The organism is Novosphingobium sp. FSW06-99, from assembly GCF_001519065.1.
Taxonomy (GTDB): Bacteria; Pseudomonadota; Alphaproteobacteria; order Sphingomonadales; family Sphingomonadaceae; genus Novosphingobium.
The window spans coordinates 215,107-240,402 of record NZ_KQ954257.1; the positions used below are offsets into that span (position 1 = coordinate 215,107).

Consider the following 25,296-nt stretch of genomic DNA (forward strand, 5'->3'; position numbering starts at 1 on the left):
CGATCGGCAGGGTTGGCGCGGACCTTAGAAGTCCATGCCGCCCATGCCGCCCATGCCGCCGCCGGGCATCGCCGGGGCTGCCTTGTCTTCGGGCTTTTCGACGATCGCGGCTTCGGTCGTGATCAGCAGACCGGCCACCGAGGCAGCATCCTGCAGCGCGGTGCGCACGACCTTGGTCGGGTCGATCACGCCGGCAGCCTTGAGGTTTTCATAGATGTCGGTCGAAGCGTTGAAGCCGATCGCTTCGTCGCTCTGATCGAGCAGCTTGCCAGCCACCACGGCGCCGTCGAAGCCGGCGTTTTCGGCGATCTGCTTCACCGGCGCGCTGATTGCGCGACGGATGATGTCGATGCCGCGGGTCTGCGCTTCGTTGACACCCTGCAGGCCTTCGAGCGCGCGGGTGGCATAGAGCAGCGCGGTACCGCCGCCGGGGACGATGCCTTCTTCAACCGCAGCGCGGGTGGCGTGGAGCGCGTCGTCGACGCGGTCCTTGCGTTCCTTCACTTCGACTTCCGAAGCGCCGCCGACCTTGATCACGGCAACCCCGCCGGCGAGCTTCGCCAGACGTTCCTGCAGCTTTTCACGGTCATAGTCGCTGGTGGTCACTTCGACCTGTGCCTTGATCTGGTCGACGCGGGCCTTGATGTCGTCGGCCGAACCGGCGCCATCGACGATCGTGGTGTTGTCCTTGTCGATGGTGACCTTCTTGGCCTGGCCAAGCATCGCCAGCGTAACGGTTTCCAGCTTGATGCCCAGATCTTCCGAGATCATTTCACCAGCGGTCAGCGTGGCGATATCGCCCAGCATCGCCTTGCGACGATCGCCAAAGCCCGGCGCCTTGACGGCGGCGATCTTCAGGCCGCCGCGCAGCTTGTTGACCACCAGGGTGGCCAGCGCTTCGCCTTCGATGTCTTCGGCGATGATCAGCAACGGACGACCGGTCTGCACCACCGCTTCAAGGATCGGCAGCAGCGACTGGAGCGACGAAAGCTTCTTTTCGTGGATGAGAATATAAGGATTCTCCAGTTCCACGATCATCTTTTCGGCGTTGGTGATGAAGTAGGGCGACAGATAGCCACGGTCGAACTGCATGCCTTCGACGACATCGAGTTCAAACTCGAGGCCCTTGGCTTCCTCGACGGTGATCACGCCTTCCTTGCCGACCTTTTCCATCGCTTCGGCGATCTTCTGGCCGACTTCGACGTCGCCATTGGCCGAAATCACGCCGACCTGGCTGATTTCCGACGAACCGCTGACCGGGGTCGAACGCGCCTTCAGATCGGCGACCACTTTGTGGACGGCCAGATCGATGCCGCGCTTCAGATCCATCGGGTTGATCCCGGCGGCAACCGAGCGCAGACCTTCGCGAACGATCGCCTGGGCCAGCACGGTGGCAGTGGTGGTGCCGTCACCGGCCTTGTCGTTGGCCTTCGACGCCACTTCGCGCAGCAGCTGCGCGCCGAGGTTTTCGAACTTGTCCTTCAGTTCGATTTCCTTGGCAACCGTCACACCGTCCTTGGTGATGCGCGGCGCGCCAAAGCTCTTGTCGATTACGACGTTGCGGCCCTTGGGCCCGAGCGTGACTTTCACCGCGTCGGCGAGAATGTCGACACCCTTGAGAATGCGTTCGCGCGCGTCGCGCGAAAAGCGGACTTCCTTGGCAGCCATTGTACCTATTCCTTTGATAACCGGGTTGGACGTTCGTCGATCACTCAGCCGATGATGCCGAGGATGTCCGATTCCTTCATGATCAGCAGGTCTTCGCCCGAAACCTTGACTTCGGTGCCCGACCACTTGCCGAACAGCACGCGATCGCCAACCTTGACATCAAGCGGGGTGATCGTGCCGTTTTCGGCGCGAGCGCCCGAGCCAATGGCGACAACTTCGCCTTCAGCCGGCTTTTCCTTGGCGCTGTCGGGGATGATGATCCCGCCGGCGGTTTTTTCCTCGGCTTCGACGCGGCGCACCAGCACGCGATCGTGCAGCGGACGGAATGACATGGGTTGCTTGCCTCTCATTTCGACGATCGGCCGGAATCAGCCGGATCGATGTTGCGAAATTTTCTGGCACTCACGCATCGAGAGTGCCAGCGAGCGGGATATGGGTAAGCGGCGAGGGGCCGTCAAGAGGCAGTGGCAACAGATTCTTCGCCGATCGCTCCATTCTCGGGCAACAGCCCCAGCGCTTCGCGGCGAAACCAGCGCCACATCAGCAGCACCGCCACCACCACCAGCCCGATCAGCAGCCCGAACCACACGCCCAGCCCGCCCAGCGGGGTGAACAGGCCCAGCCAGACCGCCGTGCCGATCCCCGGCACCCAGTATCCGAACAGCGCGATCGCCATCGGCACGCGGGTATCCTGCAGGCCGCGCAACAGCCCCGCGCCCACTGTCTGCGCGCCATCGAACAGTTGGAACGCGGCGGCCACGCTCATGTACCGCACGGTCAGCGCGACCAGCGCGGCGTTGGCCGGCAGAGTCGGGTCGAGATAGAGCACGATGATCGTGCGCGGCGCAAACAGCAGCAGCGCGGCAGCCAGCGACATGAAACCGATCCCGGTCAGCAATGCGACATTGCCCGCCACCGCGATGCCATGCCGGTCACCCGCGCCATAGGCCCGGCCCACGCGGATGGTGGCGGCCTGGGCAATCCCGAACGGCACCTGAAAGGTCAGCGCGGCAAATTGCAGCGCCAGCGTGTGCGCCGCCAGCGGCAGCGCGCCGATTCGCCCCATCAGAAAGGCCGCGCCGCTGAACAGCCCGGCTTCGGCCAGGATGGTCGCCATCATCGGCAGGCCGATGCGCAACACATCGCGCAGGCGCTGCCAATCCGCGCGCCACCACCGGCCAAACAGGTGATAACGCCGCAGGCGGCGGTCCGCCAGGATGATCAGCACATAGACCAGCAGCGTTATCGTGCTGGTGATCACGCTGGCCAGCGCCGCGCCGGTCAGGCCGAGCGCGGGCATGCCCAGATGCCCGAACACCAGTATCCAGTTGCCCATGCCGTTGAGCAGCACCGCCAAAGCGGTGACCGCGGTGCCCACGCCAGGGCGGCCGAGTGTGGCCACCGTGCCGCGCAGCAGCGCACCCATCACCGCCGGGATCGCCGCCCACATCAGCACATGCATGAACGGCACGGCCAGCGTGACAATCGCCGGGTCTTGCCCGGTCAGGCGCAGCACGGGGCCGATCATCGTGCAAATCGCCATCGCCGCAACGCTGGCGGCCAGCCCGGCCCAACCCGCCATGCGCATCGACCGGCGCACTTCGCGCACGGCATGGCTGCGGCGCCCGAGTTCGGCGGCAATCAGCGGCGAGGCCGCGCCGACCAGTCCGCTCAGGCTCCAGATCAACAGCCCGAACAGCGAAACCGACAGCGACGAAGCCGCCAGCGGCACTTGCCCCAGCCGCGACACAAACACCACGTCGAGCGCAAACACCGCCATCTGCAGCAAGTTGGCCGCCACCAGCGGCCCCGCCAGCCCCAGCGTGGCGCGCCATTCGGCATAGAGAGTGCGAGGGGGGCTTTCGAACATGATGGCAGCGCCATAAGGAGGTTCGCGCGCGGAAGAAAGGCAAACCGGGCAAAGGTGTCGGAACGGGAATGACGATGGTTTTCAAACACGGGTTGATGGTGGCGGCGCTGACGATGATGCTGGGGGCCTGTGGCAAAGCGCAGCCCGAGGCGCCGGTCTCTCCGCCGGGCGGCGCAACACAATCGCCGTTGGGCGGCGCGCCCGTCGCGTTCGGCATCTGCCTGTCGTGCCATTCGGTCAAGCCGGGCGTGACCGTGGTCGGCCCCAGCCTGTTCGGTGTCTACGGCACGCGTGCGGGCGATGTACCCGGCTATGCGTTCACCCCCGATCTGAAGGCATCCGGGCTGGTGTGGAACGATGCCACACTCGACAAATGGCTGACCAGTCCGGTGGCGATGGTGCCGGGCACCCGCATGGGCTACGCCGGACAACCCGATCCGGCCAGGCGCGCGGCGATCATCGCCTATCTCAAGACACTGCACTGACCGTCGGGCGGGTTGGGGAAACCGGATGATCACACACAGCGCACAGCCATCGCGTTCGTTCGTTGCCCTGCTGGTGGCGATGCTGGCGCTGGTGGTCATGCTCAATTTTGTCGATCGCGGTGCCATCGGCATTGCCGCGCCGTTGATGAGCAAGGCGCTGGGCCTGTCGGCCACGCGGTTCGGCGTCGCGGTTTCGGCGTTTTTCTGGACATATGGTCTGGCCCAGCCGTTTGTCGGCATGGTCGCCGATCGCTGGCGCGCGGGCCTCGTGCTGGCGGCGGCGGTTGCGCTGTGGGCTGCGGCCACGCTGTTGACCAGCCTGGCCGCCAGCCTGTCGATGCTGATCGCGCTGCGGCTGGCGCTGGGGCTGGGCGAGGCGGCGCTGTTTCCGGCGACGTCAAAGCTGATCGCCGCCTATGTCCCGGTCGATCGGCGTGGCCTTGCCAATGCGGTGATTGCGGTGGGGCTGGCGCTCGGACCGGCGTTGGGCACGTTGGCGGGCGGGGTGATTCTGGCGCACTATGGCTGGCGCTGGGTGTTTTTCGGGTTTGGCGTGGTGACGCTGGCGTGGACCGGGCCCTGGGCGTTGCTGGTGGCGCGCTTGCCGGTCGCGGTCGTGCGCGGCCAGCCCGATCGCCCGTCGCCGATCCGGCAGTTGCTGGCGCGGCGCACGCTATGGGTCATGGGCGCGGCGCACGCGCTGGCCAATTATGGCTTTTTCTTCGTGGCGGCGTGGTTGCCGCTCTATCTGGTCAAATCGCGCGGCCTGTCGATTTCGACCATGACGCTGTTTGCCACCGCGACGTATGCGGCACAGGCGGTTGCATCGCTCGGCTGGGGCTGGCTCGCCGATCGGCTGGTGCGGCGCGGGGGCGCGCCTTCGGCGGTGAAACGCTGGCTGTGCGTGGTGGCCGAACTTGGCTCGGTGGCCGGGATTGCAGCGATCGCGCTGGCGCATGGACCGGCGCTGCTGTTTGTCGCGCTGATCGTCACCGGGGTGTTTCTCGGGTGCCTGCCGACGATGGTCTATGCGCTGGGCCAGTTCCATGCCGGGGCCCGCGACGCGGCGGGGTGGATCGGGGTGCAGAACGCGATCGGCAGCGTGTCGGGCATCATCGGCCCGATCGTGACCGGCCTGATCGTCGATGCCACCGGCAGCTTTTCGGGCGCCTTTGCATTTGCCGCCGTGGTCAGCGCGGCGGGCGCAGCGGTGTTTGCGTTCGCGGTGCCCTGAATTTTTGCGTGGCGACCGGGTCGGGCAGGGTCGAACCGGCGGCAAAATAAACCGGCCGTGCCGCTGTCTTGGCGGGACAGGGCAGGCTAGGGTGCCCACCATGACCCAGCCCGATGACAGCACGGACCCGACCGGCAGCGCTATGGCACGGCTGTGGCACACCATCCGCGATCATCCGCTGGCGCGGTTGGGGCCGGGGCTGATCACCGGGGTGGCCGATGACGACCCCAGCGGGATTGCGACTTATTCGCAGGCCGGCGCCCAGTATGGCCTCAACATGCTGTGGACGATGCCGCTGTGCTATCCGTTGATGTCGGCGGTGCAACTGATGTGCGCGCAGATCGGGCGGGTTACCGGCAAAGGGCTGGCCGCCAATATCAAGACCGCGTTTCCACCGGTGGTGCTGCGCGCGGTGGTCGTGCTGCTGCTGATTGCCAACACGCTCAACATCGCCGCCGATGTCGCGGCGATGGGCGAAGCGGGCGAGCTGGTGACGGGGATCAACCGCCATGTGATGACGCTGCTTTTCGTCGCGCTGACGCTCGGGTTGCAGATCGGCGTCGCCTATCACCGCTATGTGGTCTATCTGAAATGGCTGACGCTGTCGTTGCTCGCCTATGCCGCCGTGCTGTTCACGGTGCATGTGCCATGGGGGCAGGTGGCCTTGCGCACGCTGTGGCCGCAATTCACGCTTGATGCGACATCGGCAGCCATGATCGTCGGCGTGTTCGGCACCACGATCAGCCCCTATCTGTTTTTCTGGCAGGCATCCGAAGAAGTCGAAGACATGCGCCGCGCGCGCGGCCGCCCGTTGATCGGCCATGATGCGGGTGTGGCGCGGACCGAACTGCGGCGGATGAGCTGGGATACCTGGACGGGCATGTTCTATTCGGACCTTGCGGCGTTCTTCGTGATCCTGGCAACAGCCGTCACGCTCCACGTCAAGGGTATTACCGATATCACCACCGCGGCGCAGGCGGCCACCGCGTTGCGTCCGCTGGCCGGGCAGTTTGCCTTTCTGGTGTTCACCACCGGGCTGATCGGGGTGGGGCTGATCGGGGTGCCGGTGCTGGCCGGGTCGGGCGCCTATGCCGCTGCCGAAGCGATGGGCTGGAAATCCGGGCTGGAGCGCAGCTTTTCGCGCGAACCGGGGTTTTACGGGGTGATCGCGGTCAGCGTTCTGCTGGGGCTGGGCATCCAGTTCTCGCCGATCAGCCCGATGAAGGCGCTGTTCTGGAGCGCGGTGATAAACGGTGTGGTCGCGGTGCCCTTGCTGGCGGTGATCTGCCTGCTGATCCGCAAACCGGCGGTGATGGGGGCCTATACCGGCAATCGCTGGCTGGTTGGCCTGGGCTGGGTGACCACGGTGCTGATGGGTGGGGCGGCGGTGTGCATGCTGTTGCCGGGCTGATATGCGCTGGCACTGGTGCCTGGTCGTGCTGATCGGCACCAGTGCCCAGGCACAGATGATCACCGCCGACCGGCCCGGCGTGGGGTCCGATCCCGACGTGGTGCCGCAATTCACGCTGCAAGCCGAGGTTGGCACCGACACACAGGAAGCGCGGCTGGGCCTGCTGCCCGGTTTCGAGATCGATCGTGATCAGGACAGCACGGGCGCGAAACTGGCGCTGGTGGCGCATCCCGCGTTCAAGCTGTCGGTCAAGGCGGCGATCGACGACCACGGCAAGGCGGGCTTCGAGGCGCCGGTCAGCGTTGTCCTGAACAGCCTGTTCTATGTCACCACCGATGTGATCTGGACCCGCGCGGCGCAGACTTATGCCGCCGAATTCAACCTGACCCCGACCCCGCGCCTGACGCTCAGTCCGACCGTCTATTACGACACCACAGCGCACGGCGCGTTCTATGTCGCGTGGGTTCCCCCGGGGCACGACACGGTGCAAATCGACATCGGGTATGACCGGCGCCGGGTGGTGGCGGGGATCAGCGCGGCGTTCGATCTGCACAAGCTGCGGCGCTGATCCGCGCCAAAAAAAAGCGACCCCGTTGCCGGAGCCGCCCTTTTTTGCGCAATCCAGGCCTGCCCGCAAAGGACAGGCCACAGCGGATTACTTGATTTCGACGGTGCCGCCGGCTTCTTCGATCTTCTTCTTGATTTCTTCGGCTTCGGTCTTCGAAATGCCTTCCTTGACGGCCTTCGGCGCGGCTTCGACCAGCGCCTTGGCTTCGGTCAGGCCAAGCTGGGTGATCGCGCGGACTTCCTTGATCACCTGGATCTTCTTGCCGCCGTCACCGGTCAGGATGACGTCGAATTCGGTCTTTTCTTCCACCGCGGCAGCGGCTTCGACCGGGGCAGCGGCCACGGCAACGGCAGCAGCGGCGGAAACGCCCCATGCTTCTTCCAGAGCCTTGGCAAGGTCAGCGGCTTCGAGAACGGTCAGCTTCGAAAGTTCTGCAACGAGATTGGCGATATCGGCCATGATGGTTACTCCTGATGGGATTGTGCCCAAACGCTTGGGCGAATGGTGTTGGAACCAGTCTTAAGCGGCATCTTTTTCGGCGTAGGCGGCAAAGACGCGCGCCAGCTTGGCCGCCGGAGCGGTCACAACCTGGGCGATCTTGGTCGCGGGAGCCTGAATGAGGCCGATGAGCTTTGCGCGCAGCTCGTCGAGCGACGGCATCGAGGCGAGCGCCTTGATCCCGTTGGCGTCGAGCACGTGCGTACCCATCCCGCCGCCCAGGATTTCGATCTTGTCGCAGGTCTTGGCGAACTCGACGATCGCCTTGGCGGCGGCGACGGGATCGGCAGAGGCTGCAACCGCAGTCGGGCCGGTGAACAAGTCACCAATGCCGACATAATCGGTGTCCTGGATGGCCAGCTTGGCAAGACGGTTCTTCGCAACCTTGTAAGTCGCACCGGCTTCACGGATTTTCGTGCGCAGGGCGGTGGACTGGGCCACCGTCATGCCGAGGTTGCGGGTGATCACCACCGCGCCGGCCTCGCTGAAAACGCCACGAAGATAGGCGACCGAATCGGCTTTTTGCGAACGATCCATGCCTTACTCCTTCACATGTGGCCGCAACGGGAAAAGGCCCGTGGCGGCCGGCTACGTTTGTCCGCGCCGGACACGCCAAAGGCGCGCCATTGCGGGCGGGTCCGTATCGACAAGGGAAGGAGAAGCGCCATAGGCGCGGGCACCTTGATCCGCATCGCGCAGGACCATGGGGCCGTTGAAACTCTTTTCCCCGCCTAGGCTGGACGATTAAGCCACCGGTTGATGGCGCCAACTGTCTCGGACGGAAGACCGCAGCGGCAGGCCGCCCCGGTCAGGGCCGGGCCAATAGCAGCAAAGCAGGCAGAGTCAAGATCGGGCACTGGCCAGTTCGGGCAGGCGCACCGGCTGGTGGTGATGCTGGGCGGCATGGTGCGGGGCCGGGTGCGCGCTGGACAAGGCAAGCGCAAGCAGCGCCGCGGCCCATTGGGACAGCGACGCACTGATCTGGAACAGGCTGATCTGGAACAGGACGTGCAGCCCCGGCATGGCAACGACCCCTCACGGCGTGGTTATCGCGCGGTCCTTAAAACAAAACCTGCCCCGCGTCGATGGGCCGTGTCCGATTTGGCGAGTCCCTGATTGTGGGGCCCGTGATTTGACAAGCGACCATGGCGGCCCTACATACCGCCTCCAAGTCCAATGCTTCGAGCAAGGCTTTCCCATGCGCGGGGGAGGGCCACGGAAGGAAGCATCCGGATCTCCATCTGACGCAACAGGCTGCGGCCGGTACCATTTTCGCCCCTTGGGCAGGTGTGTACCAGGCTTGCGGCCTTTTGTCGCTTCGGTGGCGCCATCGTCCGCGCGTGGCACTATTCCTGCCGGTTTTCCGGCCATTCGAGCAAAGAGGCACACATCCTCCATGGCGACCAAGGCACTTGCCGGTAACGGCACCCGCCCCGGTGTGAAAAAGCGCATCCGCAAGATCTTCGGTGACAACCACGAAGTCGTGCAGATGCCCAACCTGATCGAGGTTCAGCGCGAATCGTACGAACAGTTCCTGCGTTCCGATCCGGCCACCGGCTATGTCTCGGGGCTGGAAAAGACGTTGCGTTCGGTGTTCCCGATCCAGGATTTTGCCGGCACGGCCAGCCTCGATATCAAGGAAAAGGACGGCTACGTCCTCGAATCGCCCAAGTATGACGTGAACGAATGCCGTCAGCGCGGGATCACTTATGCCGCGCCGATGAAGGTCACGCTGAAGCTGGCGACCTTTGAAGTCGATGCCGAGACCGAGACCAAGTCGCTCATCGATATCAAGGAACAGGATGTCTACATGGGCGATATCCCGCTCATGACCGACAACGGCACGTTCTTCATCAACGGCACCGAGCGCGTGATCGTCAGCCAGATGCACCGTTCGCCGGGCGTCTTGTTCGACCACGATCGCGGCAAGACGCATTCGTCGGGCAAGTACCTGTTCGCCGCGCGCGTCATTCCCTATCGCGGGTCGTGGCTCGATTTCGAATTCGACGCCAAGGACATCGTCAACGTGCGCATCGACCGCAAGCGCAAGCTGCCGGTCACCAGCCTGCTCTATGCGCTGGGCCTCAATGGCGAACAGATCCTCGACCATTTCTATTCGAAGGTCACCTGGGTGCGTGCCGAAGGCGGCTGGCGCGTGCCGTTCGTGCTCGACCAGTGGCGCGGCACGAAGCCGACGTTCGATATCGTCGATGCCAAATCGGGCGAAGTGATCTTCCCCGCCGGGACCAAGATTTCGCCGCGTGCCGCCAACAAGGCCGGCAAGGACGGGCTGGAGCAACTGCTGATCCCGACCGAAGAGATCTTCGGCCGCTATTCCGCGCTCGACCTGATCGACGAGACGACCGGCCGCATCTGGATCGAGGCGGGCGACGAAGTGTCGCCGGAAAACCTCGACGTGCTCGATCGTCATGGCGTCGACCGGCTCGATCTGCTCGACATCGACCACGTCTCGGTCGGGCCGTGGATCCGCAACACGATGAAGGCCGACAAAGCCGAAGATCGTGACCATGCGCTGGCCGATATCTACCGGGTGATGCGCCCCGGCGAACCGCCGACGCGCGAAACCGCCGAAGCGCTGTTCGAGGGCCTGTTCTTCGACAACGATCGCTATGACCTGTCGGCGGTTGGCCGTGTGAAGCTGAACATGCGTCTCAGCCTCGATTGCCCCGACACGGTCACCACCTTGCGCACCGACGACATTCTCGCGGTGGTCAAGGAACTGGTGAACCTGAAGGACGGCAAGGGCGAAGTCGACGACATCGACAATCTGGGCAACCGGCGCGTGCGGTCGGTCGGCGAACTGCTGGAAAACCAGTACCGCGTCGGCCTGCTGCGCATGGAACGTGCGGTCAAGGAACGCATGAGCTCGGTCGACGTGTCGACGGTCATGCCCAACGACCTGATCAACGCCAAGCCGGCGGTGGCCGCGGTGCGCGAATTCTTCGGCTCGTCGCAGTTGTCGCAATTCATGGATCAGACCAACCCGCTGTCCGAAGTCACCCACAAGCGCCGCGTGTCGGCGCTCGGGCCGGGCGGTCTGACGCGCGAACGCGCCGGCTTTGAAGTGCGCGACGTTCACCCCACGCACTATGGCCGCATCTGCCCGATCGAAACGCCCGAAGGGCCGAACATCGGTCTGATCAACTCGCTGTCGACGTTTGCCCGCGTCAACAAGTACGGCTTCATCGAAACGCCGTACCGCAAGGTGATCGACGGCAAAGTCACCAGCGAGGTGACCTATCTGTCGGCGATGGAAGAACAGAAGCACACCGTGGCGCAGGCTTCGGCGATGCTCAACGCCGATGGCTCGTTTGGCGAAGAACTGGTTTCCGCGCGGCAGAACGGCGAATTCGTGATGGCGCCGCGCGACACCGTGACGCTGATGGACGTCAGCCCGAAACAGCTCGTTTCGGTGGCCGCTTCGCTTATTCCGTTCCTGGAAAACGATGACGCCAACCGCGCGCTGATGGGCTCGAACATGCAGCGCCAGGCGGTGCCGCTGGTCAAGGCCGACGCGCCGTTTGTCGGCACCGGGATGGAAGAAACCGTGGCCCGCGATTCGGGTGCGGCGATTGCAGCCCTTCGCGGCGGGATCGTCGACCAGGTCGATGCCACGCGTATCGTCATCCGCGCAGCGGGCGATATCGAGGCCGGCCAGTCGGGCGTCGACATCTACACCCTGCAAAAGTTCCAGCGGTCGAACCAGAACACCTGCATCAACCAGCGTCCGCTGGTCAAAGTGGGCGAAGTGGTCGATGCCGGGACGATCATCGCCGATGGTCCGTCGACCGATCTGGGTGAACTCGCGCTTGGTCGCAACGTGCTCGTCGCGTTCATGCCCTGGAACGGCTACAACTACGAAGACTCGATCCTGATCTCGGAACGCATCGTCAAGGACGACGTGTTCACCTCGATCCACATCGAAGAATTCGAAGTGATGGCCCGCGACACCAAGCTCGGGCCCGAAGACATCACCCGCGACATTCCCAACGTCGGCGAGGAAGCCCTGCGCAACCTCGACGAAGCGGGCATCGTCTATATCGGCGCCGAAGTGCACCCCGGTGACATCCTGGTCGGCAAGATCACGCCCAAGGGCGAATCGCCGATGACGCCCGAAGAAAAGCTGCTGCGCGCGATCTTTGGCGAAAAGGCCAGCGACGTGCGCGACACCTCGCTGCGTCTGCCGCCGGGGGTGTCGGGCACGATCGTCGAAGTGCGCGTGTTCAACCGTCACGGTATCGAAATCGATGACCGTACCCGTGCGATCCAGGCCGAGGAAATCGAACGCCTCGCCAAGGACCGTGAAGACGAACGCGGCATCCTCAACCGTGCGACGTTCAACCGTCTGCGCGACATGCTGCTGGGTCAGGTGGTTGCCGCCGGGCCGAAGGGCGTGAAAAAGGGTATCGAAATCGACGAGCAAGTGCTGGCCGATGTCGAACGCTATGAATGGTGGAAATTTGCGGTGGCCGACGATGGTCGCCAGGCGCAACTCGAAGCCGTCAAGGCGCAGTATGACGCCACCGTCAAATCGATCCAGGAAAAGTTCGAGGATCGCAAGGGCAAGCTCGAAGCCGGTGACGAACTGGCGCCGGGCGTGCTCAAGATGGTCAAAGTGTTCGTCGCGGTGAAGCGCAAGCTGCAACCGGGCGACAAGATGGCCGGGCGCCACGGCAACAAGGGTGTGATCAGCCGCATTCTGCCGGTCGAGGACATGCCGTTCCTCGCCGATGGCACCCATGTCGACATCGTGCTCAACCCGCTGGGCGTGCCCAGCCGCATGAACGTCGGGCAGATCTTCGAAACCCACCTCGGCTGGGCCGCGCGCAACCTCGGTCAGCAGATTGGCGAAGCGCTTGAGGATTGGCGCCATGCCAATCCTGATCCGGCCACGGCGGCACCGCCCTCGGCGCTGATCGACAAGCTGAAGGACGTCTACGGCGAAAAATACCACGCCGAGATCGAAGCCCGCAACGTCAACGAGATTGTCGAACTGTCGGAAAACCTGAAGGCCGGCGTGCCGATGGGGACTCCGGTGTTCGACGGTGCGCGTGAAAGCGACGTTTCGGCGATGCTGTCCAAGGCCGGGCTCGACACGTCGGGCCAGGTCACGCTCTATGACGGGCGCACCGGCGAAGCGTTCGACCGCAAGGTCACTGTGGGCATCATCTACATGCTCAAACTGCACCACCTTGTTGACGACAAGATCCACGCGCGTTCGATCGGGCCCTACAGCCTGGTCACCCAGCAACCGCTGGGCGGCAAGGCCCAGTTCGGTGGCCAGCGCTTCGGGGAAATGGAAGTCTGGGCGCTGCAGGCCTATGGTGCGGCCTATACGCTGCAGGAAATGCTGACGGTGAAATCGGACGACGTGGTCGGCCGCACCAAGGTCTACGAAGCGATCGTCAAGGGCGACGACACCTTCGAAGCCGGCATTCCCGAAAGCTTCAACGTGCTTGTCAAGGAAATGCGCAGCCTCGGCCTCAACGTCGAACTGTCCTCGCTCGACGAGGATGACGACGACGGGCTGGCCGCTGCGGCGGAATAACGGTGACGACCGGCGGGTCTTGCAGCCCGCCGGTCCCCTTTACCGCAGCCAATTTCGACAAATTCCCTCCCGGCGAGGACTGTGATTATGAACGACCTGACCAAGTTCACCAACCAGATGGCCAAGCCCGAAGGCTTCGACCAGATCCGCATCGGCCTTGCCAGCCCGGAACGCATCCGTTCCTGGTCGTTCGGCGAGATCAAGAAGCCCGAAACGATCAACTACCGCACGTTCAAGCCTGAACGCGACGGGTTGTTCTGCGCGCGCATCTTCGGTCCGGTGAAGGACTACGAATGCCTGTGCGGCAAGTACAAGCGCATGAAGTACAAGGGCGTCGTGTGCGAAAAGTGCGGCGTCGAAGTGACCGTGACCAAAGTGCGCCGCGAACGCATGGGCCATATCGAACTGGCCGCGCCGGTTGCGCACATCTGGTTCCTGAAATCGCTGCCCAGCCGCATCGGCCTGCTGCTCGACATGCAGTTGAAGCAGCTTGAACGCATCTTGTACTTCGAATCCTATGTGGTGATCGAACCGGGTATCACCCCGCTCGAACGCTATCAGTTGCTGACCGAAGACGAACTGCTCGACGCGCAGGACGAATATGGCGAAGACGCGTTCTCCGCCGGGATCGGCGCCGAAGCGGTCAAGCAGATGCTGATCGATCTCGACCTGGTGCAGGAACGCGAAGACCTGCTGAAGGACTTGTCCGAAACCAAGTCGGAACTGAAGCCCAAGAAGATCATCAAGCGGCTCAAGGTCGTGGAATCGTTCATCGATTCGGGCAACCGTCCCGAATGGATGATCCTCGACGTGGTTCCGGTCATTCCGCCCGAACTGCGCCCGCTGGTGCCGCTCGATGGTGGCCGCTTTGCGACGTCGGATCTCAACGATCTCTATCGCCGCGTGATCAACCGCAACAACCGTCTCAAGCGCCTGATCGAACTGCGCGCGCCCGACATCATCGTGCGCAACGAAAAGCGCATGTTGCAAGAAGCGGTCGATGCGCTGTTCGACAACGGTCGTCGTGGCCGCATCATCACCGGCGCCAACAAGCGTCCGCTCAAATCGCTGTCCGACATGTTGAAGGGCAAGCAGGGCCGGTTCCGCCAGAACCTGCTCGGCAAGCGCGTCGACTATTCGGGCCGTTCGGTGATCGTGACCGGTCCGGAACTCAAACTGCACCAGTGCGGGCTGCCCAAGAAGATGGCGCTCGAACTGTTCAAGCCGTTCATCTACGCCCGGCTCGACGCCAAGGGCCTGTCGATGACGCTGAAGCAGGCCAAGAAATGGGTCGAAAAGGAACGCAAGGAAGTCTGGGATATCCTGGATGAAGTGATCCGCGAACACCCGGTCATGCTCAACCGCGCGCCGACGCTGCACCGTCTGGGCATCCAGGCGTTCGAACCCGTGCTGATCGAAGGCAAGGCGATCCAGCTTCACCCGCTGGTCTGCTCGGCCTTCAACGCCGACTTTGACGGCGACCAGATGGCGGTCCACGTGCCGCTCAGCCTGGAAGCGCAGCTTGAAGCACGCGTGCTGATGATGAGCACCAACAACATCCTGTCGCCTGCCAACGGCAAGCCGATCATCGTGCCGTCGCAGGACATGGTGCTGGGGCTCTATTACCTGTCGATGGATCGTCAGGGCGAACCGGGCGAAGGCATGCTGCTGGGCGACATGGCCGAAGTGCACCAGGCGATCAACGCCGGGGCGGTCACCCTGCACACCAAGATCGTCGCGCGCGTTCCGCAGACCGACGAAGCAGGCAAGACCTACCTCAAGCGTTACGACACCACGCCGGGCCGCATGCTGATCGGCGAATGCCTGCCGAAAAGCCACACGGTGCCCTTCGAACTGGTCAACCGTCTGTTGACCAAGAAGGAAATCGCCGACGTCATCGACCAGGTCTATCGCCACACCGGCCAGAAAGAGACCGTGCTGTTTGCCGACGCGATCATGTCGCTCGGTTTCCGCAACGCGTTCAAGGCTGGCATCTCGTTCGGCAAGGATGACATGATCATCCCGCCGAGCAAGGATGCGCTGGTCGACGAAACCAAGGCGCTGGTGGCCGATTACGAACAGCAGTATCAGGACGGCCTGATCACCCAGCAGGAAAAGTACAACAAGGTGATCGACGCCTGGAGCCGTTGCGGCGACCAGGTGGCGGCAGCCATGATGGACGAACTGCGGTCATGCCCGATCGACGAAAACGGTCGCGAACGCCAGGTCAACGCGATCTACATGATGAGCCATTCGGGCGCGCGCGGTTCGCCGGCGCAGATGAAGCAGCTTGCCGGCATGCGCGGGCTGATGGCCAAGCCTTCGGGCGAAATCATCGAAACGCCGATCATCTCGAACTTCAAGGAAGGCCTGACCGTCCTTGAATACTTCAACTCGACCCACGGCGCCCGCAAGGGTCTGGCCGACACCGCGCTCAAGACGGCAAACTCCGGGTACCTCACCCGCCGTCTGGTCGACGTGTCGCAGGACTGCGTGATCACGATGGAAGATTGCGGCACCGAACGCGCGCTGGAAATGCGCGCGATCGTGCAGGGCGGTTCGACCATCGCCTCGCTCGGCGAACGGATCCTCGGCCGCACGCTGGCCGAAGACCTGATCGAGGCCAAGACCGGCGAAGTGATCGAAAAGAACGGCACCCTGCTCGACGAAGCCGCGATCACGCGGATCGAGGCGGCCGGTGTGCAATCGGCACGCATCCGTTCGCCGCTGATCTGCGAATCGCAAGTCGGCGTCTGCGGCAAGTGCTATGGTCGCGACCTCGCCCGCGGGACCCCGGTCAACATCGGCGAAGCGGTCGGCGTGATCGCGGCGCAGTCGATCGGCGAACCCGGCACGCAGTTGACCATGCGTACGTTCCACATCGGTGGCGCGGCACAGGTCAACGAACAGTCGCACCTCGAATCGCTGTGCGACGGTATCGTGCGCTATCGCGACATCCCGACCATCACCGACAGCCGCGGGCGTCGCCTGTCGCTGGCGCGCAATGGCGAAATCGCGGTCTATGACACCGATGGCCGCGAACGCGCGGTCCACCGTGTGCCCTATGGTACGCACTTGCTGCTGGCCGACGGTTCGGCGATCAAGCTGGGCGAACGCATCGCCGAATGGGATCCGTTCACCACCCCGGTGATCACCGACAAGGCCGGTGTGGTCCGCTATCAGGACCTCATCGACGGCCGCACGATGACCGAAATCGTCGACGAAGCGACCGGTATCGCCCAGCGCGTGGTGACCGAAAACCGCGCCGGTGGCCGCGCCAAAAAGGAAGACCTGCGCCCGCGCATGACCCTGCTCGACGAAAATTCGGGCGAGGCCGCGCGCTACCTGATGGCCCCCGGCACCACGCTGTCGGTCGAAGACGGTCAGACCGTCCAGGCCGGTGACGTGCTCGCCCGCGCCAGCCGCGAAGCCGCCAAGACGCGCGACATCACCGGCGGTCTGCCGCGTGTTGCCGAACTGTTCGAAGCACGCCGCCCCAAGGACAACGCGATCATCGCGAAGATCTCGGGCCGCATCGAATTCGTCCGCGACTACAAGGCCAAGCGCAAGATCGCGATCATCCCCGAGGAAGGCGATCCGGTGGAATACCTGATCCCCAAGTCCAAGGTGATCGACGTTCAGGAAGGCGACTACGTCAAAAAGGGCGACAACCTGATCTCGGGCTCGCCCGATCCGCACGACATCCTCGAAGTGCTCGGCGTCGAAGCCCTCGCGGAATACCTCGTCGCGGAAATCCAGGAAGTCTACCGTCTCCAGGGCGTGAAGATCAACGACAAGCACATCGAAGTGATCGTGCGCCAGATGCTGCAGAAAGTGGAAATCACCGACGGCGGTGACACCACCCTGCTGCCCGGTGAACAGCTCGACTTCGAAGAAATGAACGAATACAACGCAAAGCTGGAACCCGGTCAGCAACCGGCCGAAGGCAAGCCCGTGCTGCTCGGCATCACCAAGGCCAGCCTGCAGACCCGTTCGTTCATCTCTGCCGCGTCGTTCCAGGAAACCACCCGCGTGCTCACCCAGGCTGCCGTCGAAGGCAAACGCGACAGCCTGATCGGCCTGAAGGAAAACGTCATCGTCGGCCGCCTGATCCCTGCCGGGACCGGCGCCAGCATGAACCGCCTGCGCGTCGCCGCCACCAGCCGCGATGCCGCGCTGCGCGCCGCCACCAAGCGGTTCGAAGACGCACTGATCGCGCCGAAGAACGCTGCCGAGGAACATGCCGCCGAACTCAAGCAAGGCCCCGAAGCTGCCATCGGCAATGACCCGCTGGCCGCCGTCGAAGGCGAAACCCATGGGCTCGACGCCGACGCCGGCGACTACCTGATCAAGGGCGACGAAGACTGAACCAAAAAACGCCCCTCCCCTCAGGGGAGGGGTTGGGGAAGGGTGTCCACCACCTGCGACATGTCACCCCGATCCCGCCAAATACAGCGCCCCCGCCGGATCAGTTCGGCGGGGGCTTTTTTGTCTTTGGTAGGGCTTTCAAGGTGCCTCCGGCGGGCAAGGGCCATTGCCCTTGCAATCCCGTTCGTTGGCTTGCACCGCGCGTCAACGCGGCGTTGCACCTCGTTGCGAAGCTGCAACAGCTTCTCCCGACGCCATTCCCGGACGAGCCATCGGGCATCACGATGATCTACCGCTTGTGGAATTGGCCGCTCCGACACGAGTGCTGAGCCAAATGTCAGTTTACGCCTAATTGCGGACGTTACCCTGCTTGTGTAACGTGCCAGCATGCCGATGGTAGAAGCCTTTGACCACGAAGACGCGTTAGAGCCGCTATTTACGGCGGAGTTCGAGTTCCTGCCCCGCATAGGCGAATATCTTTCAATTGACACCGCACCCGGTTATTTCAAATACTACAATGTCGTTGAGATTTGGCACCGGCAGGACACAGTGGACGGCGCTTTCCGCGCTTGCATACGCCTTCAAGAGGTCGACTGACGAGCGTCCGCTTCCCTCCACTTTCCGCCGTTCCCGAGCATGAAGTTACGAAGATGGTTGTCATGGCAGCAAACGCCTAATTGCGGACGTTACCCTGCTTGTGTAACGTGCCAGCATGCCGATGGTAGAAGCCTTTGACCACGAAGACGCATTAGAGCCGCTATTTACGGCGGAGTTCGAGTTCCTGCCCCGCATAGGCGAATATCTTTCAATTGACACCGCACCCGGTTATTTCAAATACTATAATGTCGTTGAGATTTGGCACCGGCAGGACACAGTGGACGGCGCTTTCCGCGCTTGCATACGCCTTCAAGAGGTCGACTGACGAGCGTCCGCTTCCCTCCATATCAAGCCATTTGGGTATTTCCCCTGGCCAATGGCAGATCGCCAAACAACCGGGATGCAAGGGCAATAGCCCTTGCCCGCCGGAGGCACCTTCACCCCCTGCCAGAGCCCAAAAAAACACCCGCCGGATCGCTCTCCGACGGGTGTTCGCGTTTGTTATACCGGCGGATCACCCCTTCGGGCGGCGATGTTCGCCCTTGACCCAGCGCACGGTGCCCGAGCTGGCGCGCATGACCACGCTTTCGGTGGTCATCATGCCTGACTTGTGGCGTTTGACGCCTGCCAGCAAGGAGCCGTCGGTGACGCCGGTGGCGGCGAAGATGCAGTCGCCCTTGGCCAGTTCGGTCAGGTCGTATTGCTTGTTCAGGTCGGTGATGCCCCATTTCTTGGCGCGGGCGCGTTCGTCGTCGTTGCGGAACACCAGGCGGCCTTTGAACTGGCCGCCGACGCAGCGCAGGGCTGCGGCGGCGAGCACGCCTTCGGGGGCGCCGCCCTGGCCGATGTAGAGGTCGATGCCGGTTTCTTCATCGGCGACCGCGATCACGCCGGCGACATCGCCATCGGGGATCAGCGTGATGCCGCAGCCCAGGCCGCGCAGTTCGGCGATGATATCGGTGTGGCGGGCGCGGTCGAGCACGCAGACGGTCAGGTCGCCGGGGGCCACACCTTTGGCGGTGGCAACGGCGGTCACGTTTTCGGTGACGGTTCTGTCGAGATCGATGATGCCTGCGGGATAGCCGGGGCCGACCGCGATCTTGTCCATATAGACGTCGGGGGCGTTCAGCAGCCCGCCTTCTTCGGCGACGGCCAGCACGGCCAGCGCGTTGGGCCCGGCCTTGGCGGTGATGGTGGTGCCTTCCAGCGGATCGAGCGCGATATCGATCTTGGGCCCTTTGCCGGGGGCGAGGCCGACTTTTTCGCCGATGAACAGCATCGGCGCTTCGTCGCGTTCGCCTTCGCCGATGACCACGGTGCCGTCCATGTAGAGTTCGTTGAGCGCGATGCGCATGGCCTCGACGGCGGCGGCGTCGGCGGCCTTTTCATCGCCGCGTCCGATCAGCTTTGCCGCGCCGATCGCTGCCGCTTCGGTCACGCGGACCATTTCGAGAACGAGGACGCGATCGAGTACCTTGGACGGAGCGGGTTGTGCTATGGGTTGGGTCACGGTATTTCCCTGCTTAGGTGGGCGAGGACGACGGGCGCGCAGACGTATGCATCGCCCTAGACTGAGGAAGACCATTTTGTCGAGAGTGCCGCACCTTCTTCTTGGACTGGCCCTGCTGAGCGCACCGCTGGCCCATGTCGTTGCGCAGACTGCGCCTCCGACAGCGCCTGCCACGCGAACCGATCTGCCGCCGATTCCGCAATTGCCGCCAGAGGTCGACGATGACGCGACGAAGGACGACGGCAATCTGGCCGAGCGCCTGCTGGTGGCTCCGCGCGAACCGCGTTGCGACGACAACGGCCAGATTGGCGGGATCACCGTATGCGCGAAGAAAAAAGACAATTCGCAAAATCGCCTGCCGATCACCAGCGGGTTGAATCGCGAAACCGCCACGGCGGATGGTTTGCCGCGCGCGCCCGACGTGATGGGCAACCGCATCACCGGTCACAGCATCAAGTTCGGCTGCATTGTCTGCCCGCAAGCGATGCTGCCCGATATCGATTTCAGCCTGATGCCGGCCGACCCGATCGGATCGGACGCCGACCGCATCGGCAAGGGCGAGATCCGCGGCAACTGATCCTCCCCGGCACGGACAGGATCAGGAAAGAGCAACTAATCCTCCAGGATATGCATCACCAGGGGCGGCTCGGCCAGGCTGGGTGAGCCGTCGAGCAGGCGCAGCGCTTCGGCGATCGCGCTTTCGGGGCCATGGTGGGTGACCAGTGAAACCAGCGCGCGGCTTTCGCCTGCGACATCGACGCGGCCTTTCTGGATCAGGCTTTCGATCGACACCCCGGCATCGCGCATGGCGGCGGCGATTTCGGCCAGGGTGCCGGGGCGGTCGGCGACGGTGAAGCGCAGATAGGCCTTGCCGGCGCGGTGCCCGCTGTCGGCGCGTTGGGCCGGTTCCAGTTCAGCCGCCGGGATCGAAAACGGCGCGCCGATATCGCCGCGCGCGATGTCGATCAGGTCGGCCACCACCGCGCTGGCGGTCGGGCCATCGCCCGCGCCCGCGCCCTGAAACAGCAGGCGACCGACGAAGTTGCCTTCGGCCACCACAGCGTTGGTGGCGCCATCGACATGCGCCAGCGGGTGGTCGCGGTGGACCAGATGCGGGTGCACGCGCTGGAACAGCCGGGTCTGGCCATCGGTGCCGGTTTCGATCTCGGCCATGCCGATCAGACGGATATAATAGCCCAGGGCATCGGCCTGCGCGATATCGGCGGCCAGCACGCGGCGGATGCCGGTGACTGTGACCGCGCCGAAATCGATCACCGTGCCGAACGCGATCGAGGCAAGGATCGACAGCTTGTGCGCGGCATCGATGCCGTCGATGTCGAAGCTCGGGTCGGATTCGGCATAGCCCTTGGCCTGGGCTTCGGCGAGCACGTCGGCAAAGTCGCGGCCGGTGTCTTCCATCGTCGACAGGATATAGTTGCAGGTGCCGTTGAGGATGCCATAGACGCGATGGATGTAATTGGCCGCCGCGCCTTCTTTCAGTCCCTTGATCACCGGGATGCCGCCGGCCACCGCCGCTTCAAAGCGCAGTGCGCAGTGCGCGGCTTCGGCGCGGGTGGCCAGTTCCAGCCCGTGATGCGCAATCATTGCCTTGTTGGCGGTCACCAGACCCTTGCCGGCTTCGAACGTGGTGCGTGCCAGTGCCAGTGCTGGGCCATCGGCACCGCCGACCAGTTCGACCACCACATCGACATCGGGGCGTTCGCCCAGAATGACCATGTCGTCTTCCCAGGCATAGCGTGTGGCGTCGAATCCACGATTCTTGCCCCGGTTGCGCGCACTGATCGCTGTGATCACGATCGGGCGCCCGGCGCGCCGCGCGATCAGGTCGGCATTGGCTTCGATCAGCCGGACCACCCCGCCGCCGACTGTTCCCAGTCCGGCCAGCGCGATGCGCAATGGTTCGCTCATGATATCCTCTTTGCCTCAGCCACGGCCTGTCCCCTAAAGCATCGTGCGCGCAAACGGGAACCGGTTTTTTGAGGCGCGCGCCCGATTCCGGGCGCGTCTATGTCAACGATGCGCCCGGTTCCGCGCGCAGGGCCCCAGATCGTGCAGCACCTGCGCATAGTCTTCGGCGGCGATCCGGTTGTCGGCCTCGGTTGCCGAAATGCCCGCGCGCGCGGGCAGCGCGGGCGGCAGCGAACAGGCCAGCCGATACCAGGCCAGCGTACGTGGCTGGGGTGGCTGGGCGGCCTGATCGACGATTTCGCTGAAGCTGACGCCCCAGCGGGTCGGCTCGCCAGGGCGCCGTACCACCGAAATCGAGACCGGCTTGCTGTTGGCGGTGGCAAAGAAGAATTGCGTTTCGCCTTCGCCGATCAGGTTGCCCGGCACGTGCAGGGCCTCGCGCACACCGGTGATCCGGGGCGGGGCGGCAGGATTGATCAGCTCGGTCAGGATCGCACGGACCTGGTTTTCCAGCCCGGCGTTCCAGGCAAACATGGTGTCCGACGCGGTCAGTTGCAGCTCGCCCGGCTTGCCCGGCACGACGTTGCCAAACAGCAGGACTTGCGCCTTGGCCAGCCTGGGCACTTTGCCGCGCGCATCGAGGGGCACATCGGCGAGGAACCGCAGCGATTCGCCAAGGTCGGGCCCGACCAGCAGTGCAGCGGTGTCAGCCTCGATATAAAGGCGGACAAAACCGGGCGCCAGACCGGGTGATTCTTCGGGTTTGAGCTTGCTTTGGCGGTGCACCGTGGCGCGCACCACCACCGGGCTGGCCTGCGCCAGATCGACCAGATCGGCATATGTCTGTCCGTCGGTATCAAGCGGTGCTGCAACCCCTTCCGCAGGGCCTGAAACCGCGCCTTGTCCGCCTGCCAGGGCCCCGGAATCCTGCGCATTCCGGGCAACTGCGATGCCAGACGGCGCAACCGCCGACAGGGTCAGCGCGGTAGCGTAAAAGGCAGTTGCAAGAGGGCGGCAAAGCGGCTTTGTCATGGTCAGGTCCTGGTTGTTGCGGGGGGCATTTCACACTCCTGCCAGGCGGGTCAAGAAGCCAATGTATCGTGAATCAAGGGTGAACCGATAAAGGAATTGCGCGGTCCAACCTTCGGCGTTAAAGCTTGGCCTCGATCGGGCAAACCATAAACAAATGCTTGACGAGTGCCGCCACCGGGCCCCTTGCGCCGACACTTGTGTCACGCCGGGGCTGGCTCGGGGTCGGCGGACCGGGTTGCCGGCAGGGTGGAATGAAATCGCTGGATTGGCCAGTCGGGCGGGACGGTGATTCCGCTCGTGGCTCCGTCTTGGTCTTTGACGTCGGGATTCCTCCGCCTGTCAGGGGCCGGGGGAAAGATCATGGAGTAAAGAAGCTGAATGGCTTACGCTGACCAACAGATGAGCGGTAACAAGATCACCGCGCTCATCATCGTTGCTCTTCTTCATGTCGTTGTCGGCTACGCGCTGGTCACTGGCCTCGCGTACTCGGCCTTCAAGAAGATCAAGGAGGTGACCACCGCGGTCAAGATTGACCCGGACAAGCCGCCACCACCACCGCCGCCACCGCCGCCGAAGACGGATACACCTCCGCCTCCGCCGATTGTGGCGCCGCCCCCACCCATCCAATTGAACTTCGCGCCGCCGCCGATTCAGACTGTGCAGACGCCTCCTCCGCCGGCTCCTCCGCCGCCGGTCGTGGCCGTGCCTGCGCCGCCTGCACCGCCGCCACCGCGCTTTTCGCCGAAGGCGGCCGTTCCCAAGGGTCACCCAAACGAATGGGCATCGGATAACGATTACCCGACGCGTGCGCTTCAGCTTGGTCAGGAAGGCGTAACCGGCTTCCGTCTGAGCATTGGCACCGACGGGAAAGTCGCGAGCTGCGACATCACCCGCTCCAGCGGTAGTCCCGAACTGGACAAGACAACCTGTGACCTGATCCGGCGCCGTGCGCGCTTCAGTCCGGCCACAGATGGTGACGGGAACCCGACCACGGGTGCCTACAGCAGTCAGGTCCGCTGGCAGATTCCGAAGGATTGATCGCGACGCGTTCGCACATGCCCTTCGGTCCTGCCGGACCACATCCATTTATCGCCCATTTTTTTACCCTTTTTGCGAATTCTTGAGAGGAAGATCGGAATGCTCATTCAGACGCTCGCTGCGGCCGCGACCAGTGCTGCGCCGCAGAACAAGTTCGGCTTCGTCGAAGCTCTTCAGGCCGGCGGCTTCATTTCCTATGCAACGGTGTCGATCCTCGGCATCATGTCGTTCGGTTCGTTCTTCATCCTGTTCACCAAGTGGTTTGAACAGACCAAGGTGATTGGCCAGTACCGTTCGGGCGTGCCCACGTTCTGGCGCGCAGGCTCGCTGAAGGAAGGCGTTGCCAAGCTGGAAAAGAACAGCGCATGGCGCCAGATCGTCGACGACGGCATCCTGGCCGAAGATCAGACCACCAAGCTGGTTGACCAGACCGAAGCCCACGACTGGCTGCACGGTTCGCTCGCCCGTTCGGAAGCCACGATCAACGCCAAGCTTGCTGGCGGCCTGCCGTTCCTGGCAACCGTGGGTGCAACCTCGCCGTTCATCGGTCTGTTCGGTACGGTGGTCGGCATCTATCGCGCGCTGATCGCGATCGGTCTCGCCGGTTCGGCCTCGATCGACAAGGTCGCGGGCCCCGTCGGTGAAGCGCTGATCATGACCGCGCTCGGTCTGCTCGTCGCGGTTCCCGCGGTGCTCGCCTACAACTACCTGCAGGCACGCAACAAGCGCATCGCCGAACTGCTGACCAGCTTCAGCACCGACGTGCTTGCGAACATTGCTTCGCACGGTGCGGTGAAGCCGGCTCTGCCGGCCGCTGCTGCCGCGAAGCCTGCGGCTCCTGCTGCTGCGCCCAAGAAGTAATCAGACACCGGGGCCGGGTCGTTTCGATCCGGCCCCAGTTTTCCGGAAACGCGCGTGGCATGGTACTTTTCATCCACCCGTTCCACGCGGGGCAACTCGGATAGGATTTAACCAATGGCAATGTCTGTAGGCGGCGGCGGAGAAGAACGCCCGATGTCGGACATCAACACCACGCCGCTCGTGGACGTGATGCTCGTGCTGCTGATCATCTTCCTCATTGCGGTTCCGGTGGCGATCCAGACCGTCGAAAAGCTGAAAGTTCCCATCCTCAAGTCCGAAGAAACCCAGGACAAGGTGGAAAACCTGCTGCTCGCCGTGGTCTCGACCGATGCTGCCGGGCGCAGCCCGAAACAGCCGGGCTATCAAGGGTCTTCGCCAACCGGCGAATGCCGCGTCTATGTCAACAACACCACGCCGGTCGACAACAACGAATTGTACAAGGCGGCCTACGACCGGCTTGACGCGATCGTGAAGCGCGAAGGTGGTGCGGCCAACATGGACCCGGAAAAGGTCCCCGAAGTCCACATTCGCGGCGACATCCACGTTCCGTGGAAATGCATCGCGGGTGCGATCTACAACGTGCAGGCCGCGGGTTATCCCAAGGTCGGCTTCATCTCGACCCCAGTCGACCCCAACGGTTGAGCCTGACGGCTTGACC

General features: G+C 63.7%; 20 protein-coding genes. 11 read left to right on the forward strand and 9 right to left on the reverse strand.

Annotated features, from left to right (window positions below; genetic code table 11):
• Window positions 1–24 precede the first annotated feature (24 nt).
• From groL to AQZ49_RS13560, 3 genes are all read right to left on the reverse strand, one after another.
• Window positions 25–1,668, reverse strand: a complete 1,644-nt coding sequence (gene groL / locus AQZ49_RS13550) for a chaperonin GroEL (protein WP_067616500.1) — start codon at window positions 1,666–1,668, stop codon at window positions 25–27.
• 44 nt (window positions 1,669–1,712) lie between these two features.
• Window positions 1,713–2,000 (reverse strand): co-chaperone GroES, encoded by a 288-nt coding sequence (gene groES / locus AQZ49_RS13555; RefSeq protein ID WP_067616502.1) that lies wholly within the window; start codon window positions 1,998–2,000, stop codon window positions 1,713–1,715.
• Between the two features lie 122 nt (window positions 2,001–2,122).
• Window positions 2,123–3,538: an MATE family efflux transporter gene (locus tag AQZ49_RS13560; protein WP_067616503.1), complete on the reverse strand. Its 1,416-nt coding sequence runs from the start codon at window positions 3,536–3,538 to the stop codon at window positions 2,123–2,125.
• 74 nt (window positions 3,539–3,612) lie between these two features.
• Between AQZ49_RS13560 and AQZ49_RS13565 the strand changes: the two genes are divergently transcribed.
• The 4 genes from AQZ49_RS13565 to AQZ49_RS13580 all read left to right on the forward strand — a co-directional run bounded on the left by AQZ49_RS13565 (window position 3,613) and on the right by AQZ49_RS13580 (window position 7,236).
• Entirely contained in the window at window positions 3,613–4,023 is a 411-nt protein-coding gene (locus AQZ49_RS13565) for a c-type cytochrome (RefSeq protein WP_231739228.1), read from the forward strand.
• Between the two features lie 25 nt (window positions 4,024–4,048).
• Entirely contained in the window at window positions 4,049–5,257 is a 1,209-nt protein-coding gene (locus tag AQZ49_RS13570) for an MFS transporter (RefSeq protein WP_067616505.1), read from the forward strand.
• 100 nt (window positions 5,258–5,357) lie between these two features.
• A complete protein-coding gene (locus AQZ49_RS13575) occupies window positions 5,358–6,668 on the forward strand; it encodes an NRAMP family divalent metal transporter (RefSeq protein ID WP_067616507.1) in 1,311 nt (436 codons plus the stop codon).
• Between the two features lies 1 nt (window position 6,669).
• Window positions 6,670–7,236, forward strand: coding sequence for a hypothetical protein (locus AQZ49_RS13580; protein ID WP_067616509.1), 567 nt, complete (start codon window positions 6,670–6,672; stop codon window positions 7,234–7,236).
• An 87-nt stretch (window positions 7,237–7,323) separates the two neighbouring features.
• On the opposite strand, the gene rplL is transcribed toward AQZ49_RS13580, so the two are convergent.
• The 3 genes from rplL to AQZ49_RS13595 form a co-directional block, all read right to left on the reverse strand.
• Window positions 7,324–7,695 (reverse strand): 50S ribosomal protein L7/L12, encoded by a 372-nt coding sequence (rplL, locus tag AQZ49_RS13585; protein ID WP_067616511.1) that lies wholly within the window; start codon window positions 7,693–7,695, stop codon window positions 7,324–7,326.
• A gap of 60 nt (window positions 7,696–7,755) precedes the next feature.
• Complete coding sequence (gene rplJ / locus AQZ49_RS13590; RefSeq protein ID WP_067616514.1) at window positions 7,756–8,271, reverse strand: 50S ribosomal protein L10; 516 nt, start codon at window positions 8,269–8,271, stop codon at window positions 7,756–7,758.
• A gap of 306 nt (window positions 8,272–8,577) precedes the next feature.
• Window positions 8,578–8,757 carry a hypothetical protein gene (locus tag AQZ49_RS13595; protein WP_067616516.1) on the reverse strand — a complete coding sequence of 60 codons (180 nt, stop codon included), beginning with the start codon at window positions 8,755–8,757 and terminating at the stop codon, window positions 8,578–8,580.
• 373 nt (window positions 8,758–9,130) lie between these two features.
• Between AQZ49_RS13595 and rpoB the strand changes: the two genes are divergently transcribed.
• From rpoB to AQZ49_RS13610, 3 genes are all read left to right on the forward strand, one after another.
• Window positions 9,131–13,303 (forward strand): DNA-directed RNA polymerase subunit beta, encoded by a 4,173-nt coding sequence (gene rpoB / locus AQZ49_RS13600; RefSeq protein ID WP_067616518.1) that lies wholly within the window; start codon window positions 9,131–9,133, stop codon window positions 13,301–13,303.
• Window positions 13,304–13,390: 87 nt separating this feature from the next.
• Window positions 13,391–17,671, forward strand: coding sequence for a DNA-directed RNA polymerase subunit beta' (gene rpoC, locus AQZ49_RS13605; RefSeq protein WP_067616520.1), 4,281 nt, complete (start codon window positions 13,391–13,393; stop codon window positions 17,669–17,671).
• 387 nt (window positions 17,672–18,058) lie between these two features.
• On the forward strand, window positions 18,059–18,268 hold the full coding sequence (locus tag AQZ49_RS13610; protein ID WP_067616522.1) for a hypothetical protein: 210 nt from the start codon (window positions 18,059–18,061) through the stop codon (window positions 18,266–18,268).
• Window positions 18,269–18,782: 514 nt separating this feature from the next.
• Here AQZ49_RS13610 and glpX read toward each other — a convergent pair.
• Complete coding sequence (gene glpX, locus AQZ49_RS13620) at window positions 18,783–19,778, reverse strand: class II fructose-bisphosphatase (protein WP_082701775.1); 996 nt, start codon at window positions 19,776–19,778, stop codon at window positions 18,783–18,785.
• Here glpX and AQZ49_RS22840 point away from each other — a divergent pair.
• Window positions 19,765–20,355 (forward strand): hypothetical protein, encoded by a 591-nt coding sequence (locus tag AQZ49_RS22840; RefSeq protein ID WP_231739229.1) that lies wholly within the window; start codon window positions 19,765–19,767, stop codon window positions 20,353–20,355. The two genes, glpX and AQZ49_RS22840, sit on opposite strands and share 14 nt — an antisense overlap.
• A gap of 35 nt (window positions 20,356–20,390) precedes the next feature.
• Here the strand turns inward: AQZ49_RS22840 and AQZ49_RS13630 are convergent, their stop codons facing one another.
• Together AQZ49_RS13630 and AQZ49_RS13635 are read right to left on the reverse strand one after the other, a co-directional pair.
• Window positions 20,391–21,707 (reverse strand): homoserine dehydrogenase, encoded by a 1,317-nt coding sequence (locus tag AQZ49_RS13630; RefSeq protein ID WP_067616526.1) that lies wholly within the window; start codon window positions 21,705–21,707, stop codon window positions 20,391–20,393.
• A gap of 102 nt (window positions 21,708–21,809) precedes the next feature.
• Entirely contained in the window at window positions 21,810–22,739 is a 930-nt protein-coding gene (locus tag AQZ49_RS13635; protein WP_067616528.1) for a hypothetical protein, read from the reverse strand.
• 378 nt (window positions 22,740–23,117) lie between these two features.
• Between AQZ49_RS13635 and AQZ49_RS21880 the strand changes: the two genes are divergently transcribed.
• The 3 genes from AQZ49_RS21880 to AQZ49_RS13645 all read left to right on the forward strand — a co-directional run bounded on the left by AQZ49_RS21880 (window position 23,118) and on the right by AQZ49_RS13645 (window position 25,280).
• Entirely contained in the window at window positions 23,118–23,777 is a 660-nt protein-coding gene (locus AQZ49_RS21880) for an energy transducer TonB (RefSeq protein ID WP_082701776.1), read from the forward strand.
• A gap of 99 nt (window positions 23,778–23,876) precedes the next feature.
• On the forward strand, window positions 23,877–24,638 hold the full coding sequence (locus tag AQZ49_RS13640; RefSeq protein WP_067616530.1) for a MotA/TolQ/ExbB proton channel family protein: 762 nt from the start codon (window positions 23,877–23,879) through the stop codon (window positions 24,636–24,638).
• Window positions 24,639–24,752: 114 nt separating this feature from the next.
• Window positions 24,753–25,280 carry an ExbD/TolR family protein gene (locus tag AQZ49_RS13645; RefSeq protein WP_082701777.1) on the forward strand — a complete coding sequence of 176 codons (528 nt, stop codon included), beginning with the start codon at window positions 24,753–24,755 and terminating at the stop codon, window positions 25,278–25,280.
• Window positions 25,281–25,296: the final 16 nt, after the last annotated feature.